Source organism: Thermococcus waiotapuensis, assembly GCF_055384795.1.
Map to the genome: position 1 here is coordinate 411,543 of NZ_AP042429.1, position 21,409 is coordinate 432,951.

The 21,409-nt window shown below is 53.0% G+C and carries 23 protein-coding genes and 1 pseudogene; 15 read left to right on the forward strand and 9 right to left on the reverse strand.

What is annotated here, in order from left to right; all coding sequences use genetic code 11:
* The first annotated feature begins 42 nt into the window (after positions 1–42).
* The 3 genes from ACZ47M_RS02330 to ACZ47M_RS02340 all read left to right on the forward strand — a co-directional run bounded on the left by ACZ47M_RS02330 (position 43) and on the right by ACZ47M_RS02340 (position 1,347).
* Positions 43–264: an LSm family protein gene (locus ACZ47M_RS02330; RefSeq protein ID WP_315339648.1), complete on the forward strand. Its 222-nt coding sequence runs from the start codon at positions 43–45 to the stop codon at positions 262–264.
* Positions 265–274: 10 nt separating this feature from the next.
* Positions 275–1,009 carry a molybdopterin-guanine dinucleotide biosynthesis protein MobB gene (locus tag ACZ47M_RS02335; protein ID WP_315339650.1) on the forward strand — a complete coding sequence of 245 codons (735 nt, stop codon included), beginning with the start codon at positions 275–277 and terminating at the stop codon, positions 1,007–1,009.
* 167 nt (positions 1,010–1,176) lie between these two features.
* On the forward strand, positions 1,177–1,347 hold the full coding sequence (locus ACZ47M_RS02340; RefSeq protein ID WP_315339652.1) for a hypothetical protein: 171 nt from the start codon (positions 1,177–1,179) through the stop codon (positions 1,345–1,347).
* Positions 1,348–1,394: 47 nt separating this feature from the next.
* On the opposite strand, the gene ACZ47M_RS02345 is transcribed toward ACZ47M_RS02340, so the two are convergent.
* From ACZ47M_RS02345 to ACZ47M_RS02360, 4 genes are all read right to left on the reverse strand, one after another.
* Entirely contained in the window at positions 1,395–1,640 is a 246-nt protein-coding gene (locus ACZ47M_RS02345) for a hypothetical protein (protein ID WP_010477162.1), read from the reverse strand.
* Between the two features lie 70 nt (positions 1,641–1,710).
* Positions 1,711–4,104: a CDC48 family AAA ATPase gene (locus ACZ47M_RS02350; protein WP_315339656.1), complete on the reverse strand. Its 2,394-nt coding sequence runs from the start codon at positions 4,102–4,104 to the stop codon at positions 1,711–1,713.
* A gap of 82 nt (positions 4,105–4,186) precedes the next feature.
* Complete coding sequence (locus ACZ47M_RS02355; RefSeq protein ID WP_315339658.1) at positions 4,187–4,672, reverse strand: Hsp20/alpha crystallin family protein; 486 nt, start codon at positions 4,670–4,672, stop codon at positions 4,187–4,189.
* A 107-nt stretch (positions 4,673–4,779) separates the two neighbouring features.
* Positions 4,780–5,637, reverse strand: coding sequence for an MBL fold metallo-hydrolase (locus ACZ47M_RS02360; RefSeq protein ID WP_315339661.1), 858 nt, complete (start codon positions 5,635–5,637; stop codon positions 4,780–4,782).
* Here ACZ47M_RS02360 and ACZ47M_RS02365 point away from each other — a divergent pair.
* The 10 genes from ACZ47M_RS02365 (at position 5,594) to trmBL2 (ending at position 17,489) form a co-directional block, all read left to right on the forward strand.
* Entirely contained in the window at positions 5,594–6,655 is a 1,062-nt protein-coding gene (locus ACZ47M_RS02365; RefSeq protein ID WP_315339664.1) for an ABC transporter ATP-binding protein, read from the forward strand. The genes ACZ47M_RS02360 and ACZ47M_RS02365 overlap by 44 nt on opposite strands.
* The gene (locus ACZ47M_RS02370; protein ID WP_315339665.1) at positions 6,652–7,467 is read left to right on the forward strand and encodes an ABC transporter permease; all 816 of its coding nucleotides are present in this window, start codon (positions 6,652–6,654) and stop codon (positions 7,465–7,467) included. The genes ACZ47M_RS02365 and ACZ47M_RS02370 overlap by 4 nt, the downstream gene beginning before the upstream one ends.
* 87 nt (positions 7,468–7,554) lie before the next feature.
* Positions 7,555–9,243 carry an acyl-CoA mutase large subunit family protein gene (locus ACZ47M_RS02375; RefSeq protein ID WP_315340879.1) on the forward strand — a complete coding sequence of 563 codons (1,689 nt, stop codon included), beginning with the start codon at positions 7,555–7,557 and terminating at the stop codon, positions 9,241–9,243.
* Positions 9,244–9,339: 96 nt separating this feature from the next.
* Positions 9,340–9,495 (forward strand): 50S ribosomal protein L39e, encoded by a 156-nt coding sequence (locus ACZ47M_RS02380; RefSeq protein WP_010477181.1) that lies wholly within the window; start codon positions 9,340–9,342, stop codon positions 9,493–9,495.
* A gap of 10 nt (positions 9,496–9,505) precedes the next feature.
* Positions 9,506–9,778, forward strand: coding sequence for a 50S ribosomal protein L31e (locus ACZ47M_RS02385; protein WP_010477183.1), 273 nt, complete (start codon positions 9,506–9,508; stop codon positions 9,776–9,778).
* Positions 9,779–9,806: 28 nt separating this feature from the next.
* Positions 9,807–10,493: a translation initiation factor IF-6 gene (locus tag ACZ47M_RS02390; RefSeq protein ID WP_315339676.1), complete on the forward strand. Its 687-nt coding sequence runs from the start codon at positions 9,807–9,809 to the stop codon at positions 10,491–10,493.
* 13 nt (positions 10,494–10,506) lie between these two features.
* Positions 10,507–10,740, forward strand: a complete 234-nt coding sequence (rpl18a, locus tag ACZ47M_RS02395; RefSeq protein WP_315339679.1) for a 50S ribosomal protein L18Ae — start codon at positions 10,507–10,509, stop codon at positions 10,738–10,740.
* Between the two features lie 46 nt (positions 10,741–10,786).
* Positions 10,787–11,305: an SWIM zinc finger family protein gene (locus tag ACZ47M_RS02400; protein ID WP_315340881.1), complete on the forward strand. Its 519-nt coding sequence runs from the start codon at positions 10,787–10,789 to the stop codon at positions 11,303–11,305.
* A gap of 14 nt (positions 11,306–11,319) precedes the next feature.
* Entirely contained in the window at positions 11,320–16,455 is a 5,136-nt protein-coding gene (rgy, locus tag ACZ47M_RS02405; protein WP_315339682.1) for a reverse gyrase, read from the forward strand.
* A gap of 239 nt (positions 16,456–16,694) precedes the next feature.
* Complete coding sequence (gene trmBL2 / locus ACZ47M_RS02410) at positions 16,695–17,489, forward strand: HTH-type transcriptional regulator TrmBL2 (RefSeq protein ID WP_315340884.1); 795 nt, start codon at positions 16,695–16,697, stop codon at positions 17,487–17,489.
* 16 nt (positions 17,490–17,505) lie between these two features.
* Here the strand turns inward: trmBL2 and ACZ47M_RS02415 are convergent, their stop codons facing one another.
* The 3 genes from ACZ47M_RS02415 to ACZ47M_RS02425 are packed head-to-tail and all read right to left on the reverse strand — an operon-like array spanning position 17,506 to position 18,774.
* On the reverse strand, positions 17,506–17,718 hold the full coding sequence (locus ACZ47M_RS02415; RefSeq protein WP_315340887.1) for a winged helix-turn-helix domain-containing protein: 213 nt from the start codon (positions 17,716–17,718) through the stop codon (positions 17,506–17,508).
* A 2-nt stretch (positions 17,719–17,720) separates the two neighbouring features.
* Complete coding sequence (locus ACZ47M_RS02420; protein ID WP_315339685.1) at positions 17,721–18,038, reverse strand: Sjogren's syndrome/scleroderma autoantigen 1 family protein; 318 nt, start codon at positions 18,036–18,038, stop codon at positions 17,721–17,723.
* A gap of 4 nt (positions 18,039–18,042) precedes the next feature.
* Positions 18,043–18,774 carry an arginase family protein gene (locus ACZ47M_RS02425; protein ID WP_315339688.1) on the reverse strand — a complete coding sequence of 244 codons (732 nt, stop codon included), beginning with the start codon at positions 18,772–18,774 and terminating at the stop codon, positions 18,043–18,045.
* A 69-nt stretch (positions 18,775–18,843) separates the two neighbouring features.
* On the opposite strand from ACZ47M_RS02425, the pseudogene ACZ47M_RS02430 reads away from it, so the two are divergent.
* Positions 18,844–18,978, forward strand: a pseudogene (locus tag ACZ47M_RS02430) (prenyltransferase/squalene oxidase repeat-containing protein); the annotation flags it as partial.
* 269 nt (positions 18,979–19,247) lie between these two features.
* Here ACZ47M_RS02430 and ACZ47M_RS02435 read toward each other — a convergent pair.
* On the reverse strand, positions 19,248–19,538 hold the full coding sequence (locus ACZ47M_RS02435; RefSeq protein WP_315339690.1) for a PRC-barrel domain-containing protein: 291 nt from the start codon (positions 19,536–19,538) through the stop codon (positions 19,248–19,250).
* A gap of 108 nt (positions 19,539–19,646) precedes the next feature.
* On the opposite strand from ACZ47M_RS02435, the gene ACZ47M_RS02440 reads away from it, so the two are divergent.
* Positions 19,647–20,813, forward strand: a complete 1,167-nt coding sequence (locus ACZ47M_RS02440; protein ID WP_315340889.1) for a hypothetical protein — start codon at positions 19,647–19,649, stop codon at positions 20,811–20,813.
* On the opposite strand, the gene ACZ47M_RS02445 is transcribed toward ACZ47M_RS02440, so the two are convergent.
* On the reverse strand, positions 20,810–21,376 hold the full coding sequence (locus ACZ47M_RS02445; RefSeq protein WP_315339692.1) for a lamin tail domain-containing protein: 567 nt from the start codon (positions 21,374–21,376) through the stop codon (positions 20,810–20,812). The genes ACZ47M_RS02440 and ACZ47M_RS02445 overlap by 4 nt on opposite strands.
* Positions 21,377–21,409: the final 33 nt, after the last annotated feature.

Here is a 21,409-nt window from a genome sequence, read left to right on the forward strand (position 1 = left end):
AGGCTAAAAAACCTTTTAGGCTTTTGCTCGTGGGGTGGGACGATGGGCCACGAGGAAAAGCAGTACCTCCTGGACAGAACCCTGGAGCGCTGGAAAGGCAAGAGGGTGGCGATAGGTCTGGGAGGCGAAACGAGCTTTTCGGGCACGCTCGTGGACTTCGACGAGGAGGTTGTTCTCATCAAGGACGTCACGGACTACACTGGCAACAAGACCAGGGAGCTCATCGCCAAGATAGAGGATATAAACTGGATAACTCTCCTGTGAGGTGCCGCCCATGAGGGCAATAGCTTTTGTGGGCTTCAAGAAGAGCGGGAAAACTACCACCGTTGAGGCAGTCGCGAGGGTTTTGAAGGAGCGCGGCCACCGGGTGGCGGTAGCTAAAAGCATGCACTCCGAGTTCGATAGGGAAGGAAGTGACACCTGGCGTTTCTCTCGGGTAGCCGATTCTGTCCTTGTGAGGGCTAACGACACCGACGCCCTGCTTTTTAAGGCTAAAGACATCAACGCGCTCTTCTCGATGGTCAACGCGGATTTTCTCCTTTTGGAGGGGTTTAAATCAATCCAGCACGTCCCCAAAGTCATCTGCGCCAGGGACGGGGAGGAGGTTACAGAACTAAACGACGGACTTGCGATAGCGGTTAGCGGGGTCATAGCTGGAAGCGGAGTTAATGAGATCAACGGCCTCCCGGTTATAGATGCCACAAAAGAGCCTGAGAAGCTTGCTGACCTGGTGGAAAAGCACGCCTTCATGCTGCCCAACATAGACTGTGGCCTATGCGGCTTTAAGTGCGCCGAGATGGCGAGGATGATAGTCGGGGGCGAGAAAACCCTCCAGGACTGTGTTGTGCTCAGCTCAAAGCCAAAAGTAACGGTCAAAGTTGACGGTCAGGTTCTTCCCATGAAGGACTGGGTGCAGGAGCTGGTTGAGAAGACGATAAAGGGCATGCTTTCAGCAATGAAGGGCTACCGCGGGGGGAAGAGGATAGAGATCGTGATAAGGGACGAATAAGCTGAGCCCAGCGCCCCTTCCGCGCCTTCAGTATTGAAATGGACGCTTAAATGCATCGTGGGGTTTTATGTTCATTTCTGCCCATTTAATCCTAAAATTTTGCGAGCATTGATGATCAAAAGATAGCGGTAAGGGTTTTAAAGAGTTCTCATTGCATTTCACTTGGAGTGATACATGGGGGTGAAAGTATGCTCGCCAGGATCCTCTACTACCGCGACAAGGAGATGCCCTGGGAGATTGTGGTTCCGGCTAACGACATTGCCCGGGCCGAAGAACTCGCCAGGAAAAAGATGCGCGAGTTCAGGGCGGTTGACTACGAGATTGAACTCATAGCTTAATTCTCCTCCCCTCCTCCAATAAGCTAGGCTAAAATAAATGGGAGAGCTCAGCTCTCTCCCTCTATCTCTATAACTTTGATGTAAATTGGCATGTTCTGGAGCTCGGACACCATTCTCTCCGCGGCCCGGTTTGAACGGGCGAGCATGACGAAGGCAACGTCGCCCCTGTACCTCGCCTCGGTGAAGCTTATCACGTCTCCCCTTGCTATCCCGTAGCCTATTGCCTTTCTGACTTCATCCTCATACTTGGGAACCAACTTTTCAGGAATGCTCAGCAGAACCCCGTAAATCATCCCCTCACCTCCTTGGGAATGGAAAATTGGGGACATCAGCCCCCGACCGCGCGAACATCCGTTCGCTGGGTCACGCTCCGCGTGACTGCTTGAACTGCTCCTGTATCCTTCTGTAGTACTCCATCGTCTCCCTGCTCACGCTCGGGCCAATCTTCTTCAGCGCCTCCTCGAAGTCCTTCATCGTTACCTTGACCTTCTGCCTTATCTCGTCGGCCTTCATGCCGGGCCTTATGATGTCCTCCTGGAGTGCCTTTCTCATCGCGAGCATCGCGGCCTCCCTGACCACTGCCTCGATGTCGGCGCCGGTGTAGCCTTCTGTTCTCTTCGCCAGCTCCTCGAGGCTGACGTCTTCAGCAAGCGGAACCTTCCTCGTGTGCACCTTGAATATCTCTAACCTTGCCTTCTCGTCCGGCGCCGGGACAAGGATTAACCTGTCAAACCTCCCCGGTCTGAGCAGGGCCGGGTCAATGATGTCAGGCCTGTTTGTGGCGCCTATGACGACAACCCCGCTGTTCTCCTGGATTCCGTCCATCTCTGTGAGCAGCTGGTTGATGAGCCTGTCCGTGACCCTGTTAACATCTGTTCCCCTGCGCGGGGCTATCGCGTCTATCTCGTCGATGAATATCACCGTCGGGGCCGCCTGACGGGCCTTCCTGAATATCTCGCGGACGTTCTTCTCGCTCTCACCGACCCACTTGCTCAGCACTTCTGGCCCCTTAATCGCTATGAAGTTGGCCTCACTCTCGTTAGCTACGGCCTTAGCTAAGAGCGTCTTACCGGTTCCAGGTGGGCCGTAGAGGAGTATACCCTTCGGCGGTGTGATGCCAAGACCCATGAATGCCTCCGGATACTTCAGCGGCCACTCGACTGCCTCCCTGAGCTCCTGCTTCACCTCTTCAAGTCCTCCAATGTCGTCCCAGCGGACGTTGGGAACCTCAATGAGGACCTCCCTGAGGGCCGAAGGCTCGACCATCTTCAGCGCCTCATAGAAGTCCTTCCTGGTCACCTTGAGCTCTTCAAGCACCTCCCTGGGTATTTGCTCGGCCTCGAAGTCTATCTTGCCCTCCTGGATGAGCCTCCTGAGGGCGGCCATTGCCGCTTCTCTCGCGAGCGCCGCTAAGTCGGCACCGACGAAGCCGTGAGTAACCTCTGCCAGCTCGTCGAGCAGGGCATCGATAAGCTTTGCCTTGACCTCATCGTAGAGCCTCTCGTCTGTCTCGCGCAGTGCCTTCTTTATTTCCTCCTCGCTCTCGGCCTTCTTGATCTTCATCAGGGCCTTCTCAGCGGCATCCCTGTAGGTCTCGCTCCTCTCAAGCTCCTCGAGTATCTCTATTACCTTGCTCTTCCTGAACTCTGGCTCGATGGGCATTCCCCTGGTGTGTATCTGGAGTATCTCCCTTCTTCCCTGCTTGTCTGGAACGCCGACTTCGAGCTCCCTGTCAAACCTTCCCGGCCTCCTCAACGCCGGATCGATCGCATCAGGCCTGTTGGTGGCACCTATGACTATGACCTTGCCCCTGCTCTTCAGGCCGTCCATCAGGGTAAGCAGCTGGCTCACAACGCGCTTCTCAACCTCGCCGCTGACCTCTTCCCTCTTCGGCGCAATGGCATCAATTTCGTCGATGAAGATTATCGCAGGAGCGTTCTCTTCCGCTTCTTTGAAGACTTCCCTCAGCCTCTCCTCGCTCTCACCGTAGTACTTGCTCATTATCTCGGGCCCGTTGATAGCTATGAAGTGAGCATTAGCCTCGTTGGCTACAGCCTTAGCTAAGAGCGTCTTACCCGTTCCGGGAGGACCATAAAGGAGAACACCCTTCGGCGGCTCAATGCCGAGCTTCTCGAATATCTCCGGGTGCTTGAGCGGGAGCTCTATCATCTCCCTGACCTTCTGGATGACGTCCTTAAGTCCGCCGATGTCCTCGTAGGTGACACCCAGTGTAGTGGTCTTGCTGACCTCGGTAACGGGCTTCTCACTGACCTGGAATTCGGTGAACTCGGTGATCTGGACTACCCCAGCAGGGGTTGTCGCCGTGACGACGAAGGTCAGCTCCTGGCCGAGAATACCAACCTTTATGTAGTCGCCCCTGACGACGGGCCTGCCGACGAGCCTGCTGTGGAGCCACTCAACGAAGTCCCCGCCAAAGCGTATTGGCTCAGTCGGGGCGACGATGACCTTTTTGGCCTCCTTGACCTCTGCCTTCCTTATAGTTACCTCGTCGCCGAGTCCAACTCCCGCGTTCTTCCTGAGGGTTCCGTCCATCCTGATGACGCCCAGACCCTCGTCTTCTGGGTAAGCGGGCCAGACCACCGCGGCGGTGTTCTTGGTTCCGATGATCTCGATTATGTCGCCGCTTTGCACGCCAATCTCGCGCATGGCTTTCCTGTCTATCCTGACTATCCCCCTACCAACGTCGCGCTGGTAAGCGGAAGCCACCTTCAACTTAACCTCTCTCCTTCCGGTCATTTTTCACCACCTCCAGCTTTTCATGACCGATGACAGTTAAACTGACTGATTTTACCCGCAAATCATAAAAATCAAAAAGCCGTCACTCGATCTTAACCTCGAAGCCCTCCGTCTCTGGCTTGGTGGGATTCTTCTTGGGCACCTCGATCTCAAGGACGCCGTTGTTGTAGCGGGCCTTGGCCTTCTCTGGAATGACCTCCTCTGGTAGCCTGATGACCCTCCTATAGCCGCTGTAGTAGCGCTCGATCCTTATTGCACCTTCGCGCTCAAGCTCCTTCTCGCGCTTCATCTGGGCCTCAATGTAGACGGTGTCCTCTGTAACCCTGAGCTTGATGTCCTCCTTGCGGACTCCCGGGAGCTCTACTGTAATGACGAACTTATCGCCGCGGTCGAAGATATCAGCAAAGGGCTCCCTCCAGGTCTCGCTAGTAGTAATGCTCTCCTCGGGCTCGCGCCAGCTCCAGAGCCTCGGGCCGCGCATCATGTCCCTGAATATGGCGTCGATCTCCTCCTGTATCTCCCTCATCAGGTCGAAGGGGTCCCAGTAGCGGTCCCTCCTCCAGGCCATACCCCACCACCTCCCGACACCTTTTTTGATTACCGTTAGTTACTAAAAACGTCACCCTTTATAAACTTTTCGATTTTAGTATGCGGTGGTGACTAAAATCGACCCGGCTATAGCTTCAACATGAAGCCGGATTTGATGGGGAGGGCATTGTAACCAAGTCCCCTGAGAATCCTCGCAAACTCCTCAGCGAAGCCGTAGACTGTGAAGATTTTCTCCGGGTTAACCTTCTCCACAATCCTCATCAGCTCCCAAAAATCGGCGTGGTTGCTCAGCTTCAGCTCCCCGAAGCCCGAGACGGTAAGCTCCCATTGAGAAAGCGAGTTCTCCACATTTGGCGAGCGGTATGAGCGGAGCACAACTTCCCCTTCTTTATCAATGTTCCCGAACTCGACCCCGAACTTGGAGTAAACCTTAGCGACCTTCAGCATCGTCCCGCTTGGCCTGACTGTGTAACCGTGGACTTCGAGTATTTTCATGACCTCCTGGGCTTTTCCCGTTTGATTAACGTAAAGAACCGGCCTCTTTCCCCTGTCAAGGGCCTCCTCAACAAAGGCTACCAGCTTTTTCTCGGCTTCCCTCGGCGCTGGAAAGGTGAAGCTCGGGACGCCGAAGGTGGCCTCGATTATCAGGAAGTCAGCCCCCGGAAAGCGGCTCTTTTCAGCGGTTCTTAGCCTGAACCACTTTGTATCCCCGGTGTAGAAGAGCGTCCCGCCCTCGAGCCAGAGCTTTATTCCAGCCGAGCCGAGCATGTGGCCGGCAGGGTAGAGTTTGGCCTTGAAGTCCCCAATGTAGAGCTTCTTCCCGAAATCAACCTCCCTGTAAAAGCCGCCTTTCCGGAGGTGGCTGAGGTATTTCGTTGCCCTGGTCGCGAAAATAATCTCGCCGCTGACGAAGTGGTCGGTGTGGGCGTGGCTCTGGAAGGTGAAGCGCGCCGAGCTGTCGAGACCGACTTTCCCGATTATCATCGTTACTGAATACACTCCGGCCAATATAACCTTCCCGCTCGAAACCCTTAATTACGTTGATAGTACTCTGGGTGTTGAGACGGAGACCTGCGTCATCGAGACCAAGGATCTCACCAAGTTCTTCGGCAAGAGGAACGTCGTCTATCACCTGAATCTCAGGGTGCCGAAGGGCGTGGTCTACGGCTTCCTCGGGCCGAACGGAGCCGGAAAGACGACGACCATTAAGATGCTCACCGGCGCCCTGAAGCCCACCTACGGTGAGATAAGGATTTTTGGCATGGAGATGCCGCGCAGGAGGGTTGAAATAATGAAAAAGGTTGGCTACATGCCCGAAAAGCCCATAGCTTACGAAGATATGACTGTCTTCGAGTTTTTGACCTATGTGGGGCGCCTTCTCGGGCTCAAAAAGGAAGAGGCCATAAGGCAGGCAAGGGAGCTCATGGCCTATACCGGGGTCGGAAAGCTGGCATTCCACAGGGTAAAAGAGCTCTCCAGTGGGCAGAGGCAGAGGGCCATATTCGCGGCTTCCCTCCTCGGCAACCCGGAGCTCCTCATTTTGGACGAGCCAACAAGCAACCTCGATCCCGTCGGGAGGATGGAGTTCATCGGCAAAGTGCTTGAGCTGGCCAGGTCAGGGAAGACTATATTCATAAGCTCGCATATTGTTAGCGAGATAGAGCGAACCTGCAACTACGTTGGTCTCATAAAGGACGGCCAGCTCATCGAGCAGGGCCGCATTAGGGATCTCGTGAACATGGATAGCAACGACTACGACATTGTGGTCTCGGACAACTCAAAGCTCATTGGCTTCCTCAGAGACAGGATCTACGTCAGGGAGGTCTGGGAGGAGGAAGGCGTTGTGAGGGTCGTGCTCGATGAGAGGTTCTCTGAAAGCTTTTTCCTTGAGGTTCCTAAGTTTATAGCAGGTGAAAACCAGGCCCTCAAGCTCTTCAAACCCCACACAAGTCCCCTTGAAAGGATCCTCATGAAGCGCTTCAACACGGGGTGGAACGAATGAAGTTGAAAGTTGATAAACTGTTTTCGTCCCCTCTGTGGGTCGTCTTTTCCACTGAAATCATAAAGCTGCTCCGTTCGAGGAAGTTCAAGGTTCTTCTGGCTATAACCCTGTTCCCGTCGGTGATTTACCTCCTCAGTCCAAATCCTTCGGGAAGCGGAGTGGAGGGCATGAGAAAAGCCTTCCAGACGCTGATGCTCGACCTGCTTCCTAACTACTGGCTCGGGATAATAGGCCAACTTATAGTCATAATCCTCATGAGCGACCTTCTCGCGGGGGAGATCGACAGGGGCACCATACGGCTCCTAATCGCGAAGCCCCTTTGCCTCTCGGAGCTCGTGGCGGCCAAGTTCCTCACAGGATTGGGCACTCTGTTGCTCCTGTTTGGAATCCCCTACGCGGTGATCTGGCTCTACAATCCCGTCGTTTACGGGGCGGGAGTTGATGGGCTCTGGGAAGGCTTCAGCGACCTCCTCTACGTCCTCGGTGTAACGGCCCTTCTGATGGCCAGCATAGGAGCCCTCTCGATGCTCCTGTCAGTGGTTATAAGCCGTCCCCTATACGCTTCCCTCGCAACCTTTGGTCTCACCTTCCTGCTACAGTTTCTCATCCCCCAGATTCCCTACATCAGCAACCCCGGGAGCTACACCCTTGGCTACAGGGCGGTTCTCCTCCTCAGGGGCGGGTTCCGCGAGGTTGATCTATCAAGGTTCCAGGGAAGTCCAGAATACACGGCTCTCTTTTTCCTGTCTTCGACAGTCCTCCTGCCGGTACTAACGTGGGCCGCTCTCGAAAGGAGGGAGTTCCCCGATTGATGGATTTTTTATCCAATGCAAAGGGAGAGCTTGAGCTATGTAAAAGCTTTTTATAGGCCGGCGCCCAAGTAGGGACAGGTGGTAGGCATGACCTTCGATAAGGATAAGCTCGCCAAGATTCGCGAGGAGGAGAAGCGCTGGGAGGAAACTACCGTCAAGAAGTTTCTCCAGAGTGCTCCGGAGAGAAAGGAGAAGTTCACGACGGAGGATGGTTTTGAGATAAAGCGCGTTTACACCCCAGCGGACCTCGGCGAAGATTGGGAGTACACCGAAAAGCTCGGCTTTCCCGGTGAATACCCCTTCACGAGAGGTGTCTACGCGACGATGTATCGCGGCCGTTTCTGGACAATGAGGCAGTACGCTGGCTTTGGAACAGCTGAGGAGAGCAACAAGCGCTACAAATACCTCCTCGAGCAGGGGCAGACCGGTCTGAGCGTTGCCTTCGATTTGCCGACCCAGCTCGGCTACGACTCCGACCACCCGATGGCCGAGGGCGAGGTCGGTAAGGTTGGAGTTGCCATCGATTCCCTCCGGGACATGGAGATACTCTTCGATGGAATTCCCCTCGACAAGGTTTCCACAAGCATGACGATAAACTCCACCGCCGCAAACCTTCTCGCCATGTACATCCTCGTTGCCGAGAAGCAGGGAGTAACCCAGAACAAACTCCGCGGAACGGTTCAGAACGATATCCTCAAGGAGTACATTGCCAGGGGCACCTACATCTTCCCGCCCCAGCCGAGTATGCGCCTTACAACCGATATCATCATGTACTGTGCCGAGAAAGTTCCCAAGTGGAACCCGATAAGCATAAGCGGCTACCACATCCGCGAGGCTGGAGCAAACGCCGTCCAGGAGGTTGCCTTCACTCTGGCTGATGGTATAGAGTACGTTAAGGCCGTCATAGAGAGGGGCATGGACGTCGACAAGTTCGCCCCGAGGCTGAGCTTCTTCTTCAACGCCCACAACAACTTCCTCGAGGAGATCGCCAAGTTTAGAGCTGCAAGAAGGCTCTGGGCCCACATCATGAAGGAGTGGTTCAACGCCAAGAACCCTGAATCCATGATGCTCCGCTTCCACACCCAGACGGCAGGTTCAACTTTGACAGCTCAGCAGCCCGAGAACAACATCGTCAGGGTTGCAATCCAGGCCTTGGCGGCAGTTCTCGGAGGAACCCAGAGCCTGCACACAAACTCCTACGACGAGGCCCTGAGCCTGCCCACCGAGAAGAGCGTCAGGATAGCTTTAAGGACGCAACAGATAATCGCCTACGAGAGCGGCGTCGTTGATACCGTTGATCCGCTCGGAGGAAGCTACTACATCGAGTGGCTCACTGACCACATCTATGAAGAGGCTTTGAAGTACATCGAGAAGATCCAGAAGATGGGCGGGATGATGAGGGCCATTGAGCGCGGTTACGTCCAGAAGGAGATAGCGGATGCGGCCTACAAGTACCAGAAGGAAATAGAGGAGAAGAAGCGCATCATCGTCGGCGTCAACGAGTTCATAGTTGACGAACCGCTTGATGTGGAGATCCTCAAGGTCGACCCGAGCATCAGGGAGAAGCAGATCGAGAGGCTCAGGAAGCTGAGGAGCGAGCGCGACAGCAGGAAGGTCGAGGAGGCCCTGGACAAGCTGAGAAAAGCGGCCGAAACCGAGGACGAGAACCTCATGCCCTACATCCTTGAAGCCCACAGGCACCTCGCTACCCTCGGGGAGGTCACCGACGTCCTGAGGGAGATATGGGGTGAGTACAGGGCACCGCTGGTGTTCTGATCCTTTCACTTTTTGAGTTCTGGGATTCTACAAAAAAGCTTAAAAACGGATGGCTGAAGGTGGGTTAGGCATTCGCGATTATTCGGAGGTGTGGTCATGGCGAGGAACAAGCCACTCGCAAAGAAGCTGAGGCTCGCTAAGGCAGCAAAGCAGAACAGGCGCGTTCCGGTTTGGGTTATCGTTAAGACCAACAGGAAGGTTATGACTCACCCTAAGAGGAGGCACTGGAGGAGGACCAAGCTTAAGGAGTGAGGTGATCTAAATGCCGATAAAGCCAGGTGAAGAGGTCATATTCGTTGTCCCCATCAAGAAGATAAAGAAGCGCGTTCCACGCTGGAAGAGGGCGCCGAGGGCGGCTCGCTTCCTCCGCGAGTGGATAGCAAGGCACGCCAAGGCCGACGAGGTCGTCATCGGTACCGACGTCAACGGGAAGATCTGGGAGCGCGGCGCTGAGAAGCCGCCCAACAAGCTCCGCGTCAAGGTCGTTGTCGAGGAGAACGAAGGCAAGAGAATTGCCAGGGTCTCCCTCGCCTGAATCTTTACTTTTGCCGCGAGGGATAATTATGCACATAGAAAGGCTTGATTTTGAGAACTCACCGTATCTCGGCGTTTACGGCGTTGCGACCGATAAGGTAGTCCTTGTTAGGGAAGGCCTTAATGAGAAGAAGCTCAACGTTCTCCGGGAAGTCCTTAAAGTTCCGATAGTTGAGACGAGCGTTATGAAGTCGCGCATAGTGGGAATTTTTACCGCCGGCAACTCGAACGCCATACTGGTCCCGTGGTACGTATGGGATGCTGAGCTGGAGCACATAAGGAACTCCTTTAGGGAGAGCGGAGTTGACACAGAAATAGTCCCCTTTAAGAGCACGCTGACGGCACTTGGGAACCTGATCCTGGCAAACGACAGGGCCGCTCTGATTAGCTCAAAGTTCACCCGGGAAGAGGCAAAGAAGCTCGAAGACATACTCGGCGTCGAGGTTGAGAGGGGAGTGATAGCGGACTATCATGCGGTCGGCAGTGCCGGCGTTGTTACGAATAAAGGCGGACTGGTTCATCCTGAAGCGACTGATGAGGAGCTTGAATGGCTTAGGGGTCTCTTCGGGGTTGACATATACGTTGGCACTGCCAACATGGGTGTGCCCTTCGTCGGTTCGTGCATGCTGGCCAACTCCAATGGTGTTGTTGTGGGCCACCTGACCACTGGGCCCGAGATAGTGAAAATTGAAGAAGCTTTGGGATTCCTTGACTGAGGGGGTGTGAAGAATGGAGGTTAAGGTCTTCCGCGTCAGGGGTACCTTCGAAAGGCTCGGAAAGAAGCAGTCCTTCACTAAGGAGTACAGGGCTTTGAATGAGGAGCACGTTAAGGAGCTTGTTTATTCCGAGATAGGAAGCAAGCACGTGGTTCCAAGAACCAAAATATGGATAGAGAGCATTGAGGAGATCAGCCCGGAGGAGGCAGAGAACATGGTCGTTAGAAGGCTCAGCCTTCAACTCTGACGACAGGTTTTTAACCTCTGATTTTTTACAATTATGAGTGGTCACCATGGGTGGGGAGGCCCTCTATTTTTCCGGCGGAGTCACCTGGGTTGTAAAGACCCCCAGTGCGGTCTACGGGGAAGTTCTGGGTGATTATTCCTACAGGGTAAAAATCGACCTCTCCACGGGTTCCTCTTTTTGCACGTGTCCAAAGGGCGGTTCCTGCGAACACGTAGACGCTGTTAAGATCGCCCTTGAGAGGGGATTTTACTTCGAATGTAACACTGACGTCTTTCCCGAAGCATGTGCGCTTTCAATGATGGAGGAGGTACCCGCCCTCGCGCTTGAGTACTCCATTAAGATGCTTAGATATGAGCTTCAGACGGATGAAAGTGGTAGTAAGGCCGCTTACTTTTTCATGCTGTCCCTGAATCTCGAAAGAAAGCTTAGAGACCCAAGAAAATTGCCCGTTCTCCAGGAGTTGCTCGATGAATACGCCCGTCTATTTCCTGATTATCCGCTTACAGAAAGGCTTAAATCCGAATTCAGGCTTTTGAAAAGTGAGTTAACAAAGGCCCGGGAATAACGGGGAGGATAAAGATGAAGGCGATCTACAGGGAGATGTGCCCGAACTGTGCAGGTAGAATATCCGATGACAGGCTTGTGATGAAAAATCCCTGTGCAGAATGTCTTGACGAACCCGTCCAAGCTGATTCCTATTTTCAACTCGTTTCTGCCGTGAGAAGCGCCCTTAATCTTAAGGGGACCCTGAGAGAGTGGGAGAGGATATACAGGCTTGAAAGCCAGGTTAGAGAAGTCGAGGAGCTCTTTAAGAAGGCCACTGGCTTTACATTCTGGAGTGCTCAGAGAACCTGGGTAAAGCGCCTTTTAAAGGGAAGGAGCTTTTCGATAATAGCCCCTACCGGCATGGGGAAGAGCACCTTTGGAGCCTTCATGGCCCTCTGGCATGCCACCAAGGGCAAGAAGAGCTACCTAATCGTCCCGACGACGCCCCTGGTTATTCAGACGGTCAAGAAGATAAATTCAATGGGCGAGAGGCTCGGGCTAAGCGTCAAGCTCGCCTACTACCACGGCAACCTCAACAGGAAGGAAAAAGAGGAGATGCTCGCCCTCATAGACTCGGGAGAGTACGATATCCTCGTAACGAGCGCCCAGTGGTTAGCAAGAAACTTCGAGGACAGGCTGAAGGGGAGGCACTTTGACTTCATCTTCGTCGATGACGTTGACGCTTTTCTGAAGGCGAGCAAGAACATAGACCGCTCCCTCTATCTGCTCGGCTTCAACGAGGAGGTTATTCAGAAGGCCTGGGAGATAGTGAGGCTCAAGAAAGGTATGAGCCGCTACCTCAACGGGAACTCGGAGGACAAAAACGGGAAGCTCAGAGAGCTGGAAGAGGAGATTGAGAAAATCCAGAGGGAGATAGAGTCCTACAAGCGGGAGAACAGGGTAGGCGTCATGATAATCGCTTCCGCCACCGGTAGTGCCAGGGGCGACAGGATAAAGCTCTACCGCGAGCTTCTCGGCTTTGAAGTGGGGAGCGGGAAGAGTGCCCTCAGGAACGTCATCGACAGCTATCTTAAGCCGGGCGGGGACGTCAGGGAACAGGTGGCAGAGCTACTGGAAAAGCTCGGCAGGGGCGGGCTGATTTTCGTCCCCATCGACCGGGGCCTTGGCTACGCCGAAGAGCTTGTTAAATACCTTCGCGAGCGCGGTTTCAGGGTAGAACTCGCGAGCTCAAAGAACAGAAAAGCCGTCGAGAGGTTTGAAAACGGGGAGGCAGATTACCTCGTCGGCGTCGCAACCTATTATGGCTCAATAGTGAGAGGCCTTGACTTGCCACACCTCATACGCTACGCCGTCTTCACCGGTGTGCCCAAGTTCAGGTTTAGCATAGACCTCGAGAGGCCGACCATCTACAGGGCCCTGGGCCTTCTAAGTGAGGTCATGGACTTCCTGGGCGATGAGGACAAGAGAACCGCCGAGAGGCTGTACTCGAGGCTGGGGAGGCTCATAAGGAACATACCTCAGTTTGAACTGCTGAGGATAGAAGAGGCCTTAGCTGAGGGCCTTCCCATTGAGAACGAGTTCCACAACCATGTTTTGGGGGTTTTCCGCGAGCTGGTTGAATTCCTCAGGAAGGCGCTCCGCAAGGAGGAGGTTCTGAAGAAACTCGCCGAAGACCCATTCGTGAGCCTCACCGAAGAGGGCGGCAAGTGGTTCATCGAGATACCCGACGTTAGAACCTACATCCAGGCAACTGGAAGAACCAGCAGGCTCTTCGCCGGTGGCATCACCAAAGGTCTCAGCGTTCTCCTGGTTGACAACGAGAAGGTCTTCAACGGCTTAGTGAGGCAGATGCGCTGGCGCTTCATGGAGTTCAAGATGCTTGCCTTCGAGGAGCTGAACCTCCGCGAGGTCCTCAGGCAGATCGACGAGGACAGAGAAAAGGTTCGCCTTGTCATGGGGGGCAAGATAAGCACCAAGGTAAAGGATTTGGTCAAGTCCTCGCTCATGATAGTCGAGAGCCCCAACAAGGCAAGAACCATAGCAAACTTCTTCGGCCAGCCGAGCAAGACGAGGATAGGCGATCTGGTTGCCTACGAGGTGAGCATAGGGAACAGAGTGTTAACGATTTTAGCCAGCGGAGGGCACATGTTCGACCTTGTGACGAACGAAGGCTACCACGGCGTTTTGATAGAGAAAAAAGATGATGTGATGAAGTTTATCCCAGTCTACGACACCATAAAGCGCTGCCGCGATTGTGGCCACCAGTTCGTCGACTGGGAGAATAAAGGCGTCTGCCCGCGCTGTGGGGGCACAAACGTGCACGATGCCCTGGAGAACGTTGTAGCCATGCGCGAGCTGGCGCAGGAAGTTGACGAGATTCTCATCGCGACAGACCCTGACACCGAGGGTGAGAAGATAGCCTGGGACATAAGGAACGTGCTGAGCCCATACACACCGAACATCAAGCGCATAGAGTTCCACGAAGTTACGAGGCCGGCCATACTGAAGGCAATCGAAGAGGCAAGGGACGTAAACGAGAACCGCGTTGAGGCCCAGATAGTCAGAAGAATAGAAGACAGGTGGATAGGCTTCGAGCTGAGCCAGGAACTCCAGCGCGTCTTTGAGAACAGGAACCTCTCCGCGGGGAGAGTTCAGACGCCCGTTTTAGGCTGGATAATCGAGCGCTATAAGGAGTTCAGCGAGAGCGAGACCTATTTCCTTGGCCTGACCCTTGAGAACGGCCTGCAAGTGACAGTAGAGATAGGGAACGACGGGAAGAACGTGGAACCGCCGGAGTACGTCACGGTTGAGGAAGTTCAGCTCGAGGAGAGGGAGCTCAATCCATCTCCACCTTACACGACCGATGCAATGCTGAAGGATGCCTCAACCTTCCTGAAGCTTTCCGCACCGGAGACGATGAGATTAGCTCAGGATCTCTTCGAGGCGGGTCTATGTGTCACTCCCGATACGCTGGTGACCCTCGCCGATGGAAGGCTGATGAAGATTGAAGAGGCCGTTAAATCTGAGGAAGGGAACCTTCTTGCCGTTAACGGGCTGAAGGCCAAAGAAGCTAAAGCTACCAAGTTCTGGGAGATCGAGTGGGACGGGCCGCTGAAGGTCGTCAAACTGAAGAACGGCCACGAAATAAGGGCTACTCCAGACCACGGGCTACTTGTTATCAGGGACGGAAAACTCGGCTGGGTCTCGGCGAAGAACATACGGCCCGGTGACTACGTTGCCTTTGCCTACAACACGGGACACCCTGGGAAAAAGAAGTACTCGCTCCTTCGGGTGCTCATTGAGCTTGGCATCACGGACGTTATGGTTGAACTTGACAGAGACTACTTTGATAGCACCATCGCTCCCATTGTGAAGGCAAAAGTCCGGACGAGCACCAAATACAAATACCTAAGAAACAAGGTAGCCCCCCTCAAAAAGCTCCTTGAATGGGGTGTTAAAGATTTTGAGCATCACGTCAAATCCCTCTACCGCCAGAGAGCAGGAAGCAAGAGGATTCCAAACTTCGAGCTTGACGAAAAGTTCTGGTACGTCTTCGGTCTGGTTCTCGGTGATGGAAAACTAAGGGATGGCAAGGTTCTCATATCCCAGACACCTCCCAAGCAGGTTAAGGAGATACTCGAGGAGACGTTCCCGTTCCTCCACGTATTCGAGACCACAAACCAGGTGGGCTTCTCAAACTCGATACTCGTAGAGCTCTTCAGGAGGCTCGGTAGCCGTTCGGGAGAGCTCCACCCAATAGTCTTCACCCTGCAGGAAGAGATGATAAACGCAATGATAGCGGGCTACTTTGACACCAACGGAACCTTCTCACTTCTCCACGACAAGAAAGGCGTTAACCTTAGGGCAATCCTAACTTCCAAGCGCTCTGAAGTGCTCAAAAAGATCAGTGTTTACCTCCACCAGATTGGCATTCTGAACTGCCTGAAAGAGGACAAAAGGACTGGAGTCTGGGACCTAATAATAAGCAACCGCAGTCTCGAGGTTTTCAGGAAGAAGATTTATCCATACCTCAGAATTAGGAGGAAGCAGTTCGAAGAAGCTTATTCGGCTTACAGGGGAACGAGAAAGCCAATGGAGTCTGACCTGATACCTGTTGGTGAGCTTGTGGGGGAATTAGTGTTCCCTGATGGCTCCAGGGCAAAGATCCTCAGAGAAACGGGAATAGACGTCTGGAACTGGCTGAAGAAACCGGGTAGCGTGCCCAGAGACAAACTCGCCAAAGTCCTTGAATACGCTGAAGATAGGCCCGCTAAGGATTACCTCCGCCCTCTAGTCGAGGCAAACGTTACCTGGGTTCCCGTCATAGAGGTCGGAGAAGAACACTACACAGGAAAGCTCTACGACTTCACAACAACGACGGAGAACTTCCTCTCAAACGGCATCGTTTCTCACAACTGCACATACCACAGAACGGACTCAAGCCATGTCAGCAACACCGGAATAGAGGTGGCGAAGGAATACATAACCCAGGAGATAGGTGAGGAGTACTTCAAGCCGAGGCCGTGGGGCGAAGAAGGAACCCATGAGGCCATAAGGCCGACGAGGCCGATTGACACCGGCAGGCTCATGCAGCTGGTCAGAGACGGAGTAATCCAGCTTCCCAAGAACCTCACCAAGAACCACTACCGTCTCTACGACATGATATTCAGGCGTTTCATGACAAGCCAGATGGTTCCCGCGAAGATACTCTACGAGAAGGCAATCATAAACGCCGGGGTTGGAAAGGTTGAGCTTGAAGGCTACGTTGAAATCCTTGAGGACGGCTGGACGAGGCTCAGGAACCCGCCGCTCAAAGGGGTGCCGAGGCTTGAAAAAGGCGCGAGACTGAAGGTTATCGAGGCCAAAAAGTGGAAGGCCCCCAAGGTCTCGCTCTACGGCCAGGGTGACATAATAGCACTCATGAAGGAGAGGAAAATAGGAAGGCCCTCAACTTATGCAAAAATAGTCGAGACCCTGCTCAGGAGGGGATACGTCCTTGAGACCAAGGGCAGGAAGAAGCTTGTACCCACTGAAAAGGGCATAAAGGTCTACCACTACCTCGTCAGCAAATACCGCGGCCTCGTCAGCGAGGAAAGGACAAGGGAACTTGAGGAGGTAATGGACAGGATAGAAGAGGGCAAAGCTGACTGCCAGGAAGTTCTTAACGGGCTCTACTCGGAGATAACGGAATTCATAGGTAAAGCTTGAGCATGTAGGACATCGTTTTTTCTTCCCTCAATCTTTGTTTCTGCTTTTGTGGTGGCACCGAAGGTTTTAAATATCGAGCCGGTAGTAATGAGTTTGCATGATCATGCATTTCCTGTAGGATTTTCGAAAGTTATTCACCTTATATTCGGCCCTCTAATTGATTCGACATAATAAGGGAGGAAAAAATTTATATGGTCTAAAATCGATATACCATTGACAAGAATATGGTGGTGGTAAAGATGGTTAAGGACAGGATGGTAGACCTCCTCCAGGAGCACTTTGAGTTGAACCTCTACGAGGCAAGGGCGTACGTGGCACTCGTTGGCTTTGGCGTACTTACGCCGGCTGAGCTGGCCAGCGTCTCCGAGGTTCCCGCCCCGAGAACCTACGACGTGCTGAGGAGCCTTGAGAAGAAGGGCTTCGCCATAAGCCAGCCGGGAAAGGTCAACAAGTACAGGCCCGTCCACCCGGAGAACATCCTCGAGAAGTTCATCGAGGAGTGGCAGGAGCGCGTCAAGGTGGAACTCGAGGCAAAGAAGAAGGCCAAAGAGGAACTTATAGAGCTAATGACTCCCCTTATCGAGACGGAGATTCCAAAGTACGGTGTTGAGAGGGTCTGGGTAGTCCGCGGGATACGGAATGCCACCCTTAAGACAAGGGAGATGTTCGAGGAAGTTACGGAGAGGATACTCCTGGTTGACAGCGGCTACGTCGCAGTCAACTTGGAGAGCGACATAATTTCGGCGGTCGACAGGGGCGTTAAGGCAAAGATCATAGTGGCGGAGAGCCTTCTCCCGAGGCTCAGGGAATCAAAGCTCCTCGAGTATGCCAGGAACGGAAAGCTTGAGCTGAGAACCCTGGACAAGTTCGACCTGCCGATGCTCATCTGCGACGACGAGGTCTTCTTTGCCCTTGAGGACATGGCGGCTCGCTACTTCAACTATGAGACCCAGGTCTGGATCAAGGACTTCAGGGTTAGGGCCCTCTTTGAGGCCAAGTTCAACGAGTACTGGGAAAAGGCTAAGGCGGTCTAATTGCCCTTTAATTTTTTTAAACATATTTAAACTCTTCTTCCAGTTCGTCCTTTCCCTTGATCTTCCAGTAGATTTTCCCGTCTTCTTCAAAGCTTTCGACTTTCCCCTGTTCAGCAAAGCGAAGTAGGTACCTCCTCACTTCCATGGCGGGGAGGCCTGTCTTCTCGGATATTTCCTCAACTGTTAGGGGCCGATCTTTTAGGGCCTCAAGGACCATTCTGTTCTTCATCCTCACCCCTCCAGTTCTTTGTACTTCCTCAGGACATCTATTATTCTCTCCATAACTCTTAAGTGTTTCTCCATCTCCTCCGGATCGCCCGGAAGGGAATTTGCTATCTCCACGAGTTTTTTCATGAGGATCCCTTTTACGTCATCTACCTCCCCCATCTGTTTCTTTGCCCTGTACTCACATACGGGGCAAAAAACTCTCCCGTCCTTCTCAAAGAGGGGTGAACCGCATTTCGGACAGTGTCTATCAAGCATCTTTGCCCCCGAGAGCATCAGGGGCATTATCACGTTTTTGATTTCCTCTTCCGTTGGTTCCCTCAAGTGATCACCCCCTCAGCGCTGAGAAGACTTCGATTACCGCTTTCTTGCCAGCTTTAGAGCGCTTTATCCTGTCTGAAACCTCGGTAATGTCGAAACTCAGAACTCTGAACTTTTCTTTGATCCCTTCAATTACATCCAGAAGCCGGTCAAGCGTTAGTTCCCCGTGCTGAAACCTTGCGATCCGGTATTCTGGTCTCAATACGTCCAGATCTACGGTTAGATATACCTCTTTTCCTAAGTATCTTTTTACGTCCTCAAGTACTTCCTCAGCGTCGTGGTTTGTGAGGTTTAGATAGCTTTCCCAGCCTTGCTCGGACCTCCGCGTTCTGGGAAGGGCGGGGTATATCCTTACCCTCCTCGTCCACAGCTTCGTCCTTTTGCTGGTTGGTATCATCAGCACAGGTCCGACTACAGCCGCTCGGTGAACCTTTCTCTCCTCCAGGGCGTATGCCAGCCAGGAGCCGTGATCCAGGTAATCATGGAGAAGATCCGTATGGGCATCGAGGCTTATTAATGAAGCAGGCCTGAGCTTTTCGAGGATGGCGTAGGTAACGAGATGTTCGCCCGTGATGTAGCAACAGTCGGGAGTTATTTTTCCGGCTATGGTCTCCAGCTTGTTACCCTCTACAGCTTTGACTTCTGACTCTTTCACTAGCCCCTCCCGGATTAAGAGTCTGGCGGCATATTCCACGCCTTCCCTATTTGGCTTTTCGCCAAAAGGTATAAACGTGACCATACATCACCCACCGTTTCTTCTTCCCCGAAGGATTTTTAAATATGCCAGTGGCTGGCGGATGAGACAACTGTGGAAGGCAAGTTCGCCATCAGTCCTGGTGGTAGTGAGGAGTTCGGAACGGCTACATCCTTCGAAGCTACTTACTGGGTCGTCAAAGCCTTCAGGGCCATCGGGTATGATTTTTCAAAGGAGGAAAGGGAGGCATGTTAGGTTCATACGCTAGCTTCAGAACCCCGATGGCGGCTTCAGGCGTTCTTTGGAGCTCGGTATCTCCAGCTGGCGGTTGAGGAGTTCATGGGTAGGTTCGTGGGAGCTATGGTATTGAAGCTCTCCGGGACGTGGATTGCCCGATCTGCAGAGCACTTAACCGTCCGGGTAATACAGCTTTCTGGATGCTTGCCAAGAACCGCTGGCTCATCCCGATTTGAGGAAAGGATACGACACTGCCTCAATTTAGAAAGAATGGGTAGGAATCAGGTAGTTTTTCTCCGTATCCCCTTCAGCTTGGACTTGACTGCCAGCTTCTTGGAGTCTACAATTATTACTTCTCCAATGCTTCTAACAGCGCTCACGGGAATCAGAAGGAGTCCCTCGTGATCCACTACGAAATCGCTTTTGTCGAGGTCTTCATCTGGCTCTGCCACAATAACAAGTAATTCACCACTTTTTTCGTCGAAGCTAAGGTCGTAAACCCATCCGAGTCTTACCCCGGTGTCGGTTATCAGCTCAACGTCCCTGAGCTTTGAGGCGAGTATCCTCACCATTTTATTCACCCCAGCTTTTATAGCTTGATGTAATTGTCGGTGTCACCGTATAAAACTTTTCCGGCAACGTTATTAAGGAGAGTTATGTTAGGGGGGTAGGTGGTTGGCATGGAAAGGGAAGTTATCCTGCTAACTGGCCCCCCGCTCAACGGGAGGGACGAGTACATAACTCAAGCCTTAGCAGGGGTGGATGAGAAGGAGTATAATTATTACCACGTTTTTGACTACATCAGAGAGGTCGGAAAGGAGAGAGGTGTCAAAATAACGAGGAAGAACGTTTTAGACTTTGCCATAAGCCATCAGGATATAATGAACGAGATCCGGGATGAGGCCTTCGAGAGGATCAGGCAGGAAATAGACAAAAGCAACAGGAAGTTTCACCTTGTTTCGACTCCAAGTCTCTTCAGATGGGGAAGTGGTAGCGTCATTGGCTTTACCCTCAGCAACCTCAAGCTTTTGAAACCTGACAGGGTCATCATTGTTCTTGACGATGTCCTCTCCGTCAGGAGGAGGATAATCAACGATCCCGAATGGTTTGAGCGCTTTGGAATGGACCCCGACAACATAAAGCTTACAACTTTGGTGATGTGGCGCGAAGACGCTATAAACCACGTCAAAACTCTCGTTCACGAGCTCAAGAAAGAGGGAATCAACGTCCGCTACATCCTTCAGTTCGGCATAAGGCATCCCCCGGAAGTTTTTCTTGACCTGATATTCCGCGAAAAGGAAAAGCCTCTCGTCTACCTCAGCTATCCTATGACGGGTCACGAGGAGGAGTACTACCACCGCGTTAGGGACTTCTACACCAAGCTGAGCCAGCACTTTGCGGTTCTTGACCCCGGAGCCTTGGACGACTGGTGGGTTGTTGCTGAATACGATGGCCAGGTCAACCAGAACCCGGAAGTCAAAAAGATCCGGATAAAGCACCTGCTCGACGGTGATGCCGTTGAGGAGCTTGACAGGGAAGACATAGAACAGGCCACGGACATCCTTAGAAGACAGCTTGTTGAGAGGGACTTTAACCTGGTAAACGTCAGCAAGGCAGTAGCTGTTTACCACTACGCAGAGGGCGTTTCAGCGGGGGTAATCAGTGAAATGGCCGAGGCTTACAGGACTTTGGCGGCAATATACCTCTACTACCCATTCAAGAGGCGGCCGAGTCCTTTCATGGAGTTCTACGGCATGCAGAACCCCTCCAGAAGGACTATGTTCAAGGATGAGGACGAAATGATAAGGGCGATGGTGGAGGAGAAAGAATACTGGACGAAGGCCTAACCCCAGGAGTAGCTGTCCACGAGGTTTCCCTTTTCGTTGTAGAGATACACAGTATCGCCGTCGTTGTCCCATACCGGTACTTCAGAGCCCCAGTACAGGTCCGTGGAATTGTTCATTCCCCCGCCAGAATACAGCTTTATTTTTCCTCCTGGCTCAAGGAGGATGTCCGGAAATGTGTATGCATTTCCATCGGAGTCCTCTATTTTCCATCCTTTTAGATTGACCGGTGTCTTTCCGATGTTTTTCAGAACAACGTACTCGCCGTTTAAGTTCGTGGAGTCATCCCCGGGTGCATCGTAGACGACCGTTAGGATGATTATTGATTTCGTGGCCTGTCCGGGCATGCAGACCCACAGTCCCAGTCCCTTTCCCATGGCGCGTTCTTGCTCTTCAAGGTAGGCCTCCTTTTTTTCGAATTTCCCTTCGATGTAAACCCTGGCGTAGCCGAGCCTCACTAGTTCCTCTGTAAAGTCCGTACCGTTCTGAAGGTAGATATACGCAAGAAGCCTCCCGTAGTAATCCCTCCTGGGGGAAATTGGACCAAAAACAAGGTAAACACCCACAGCGGGAATGCATCTGGGGTATAAAACGTTAGC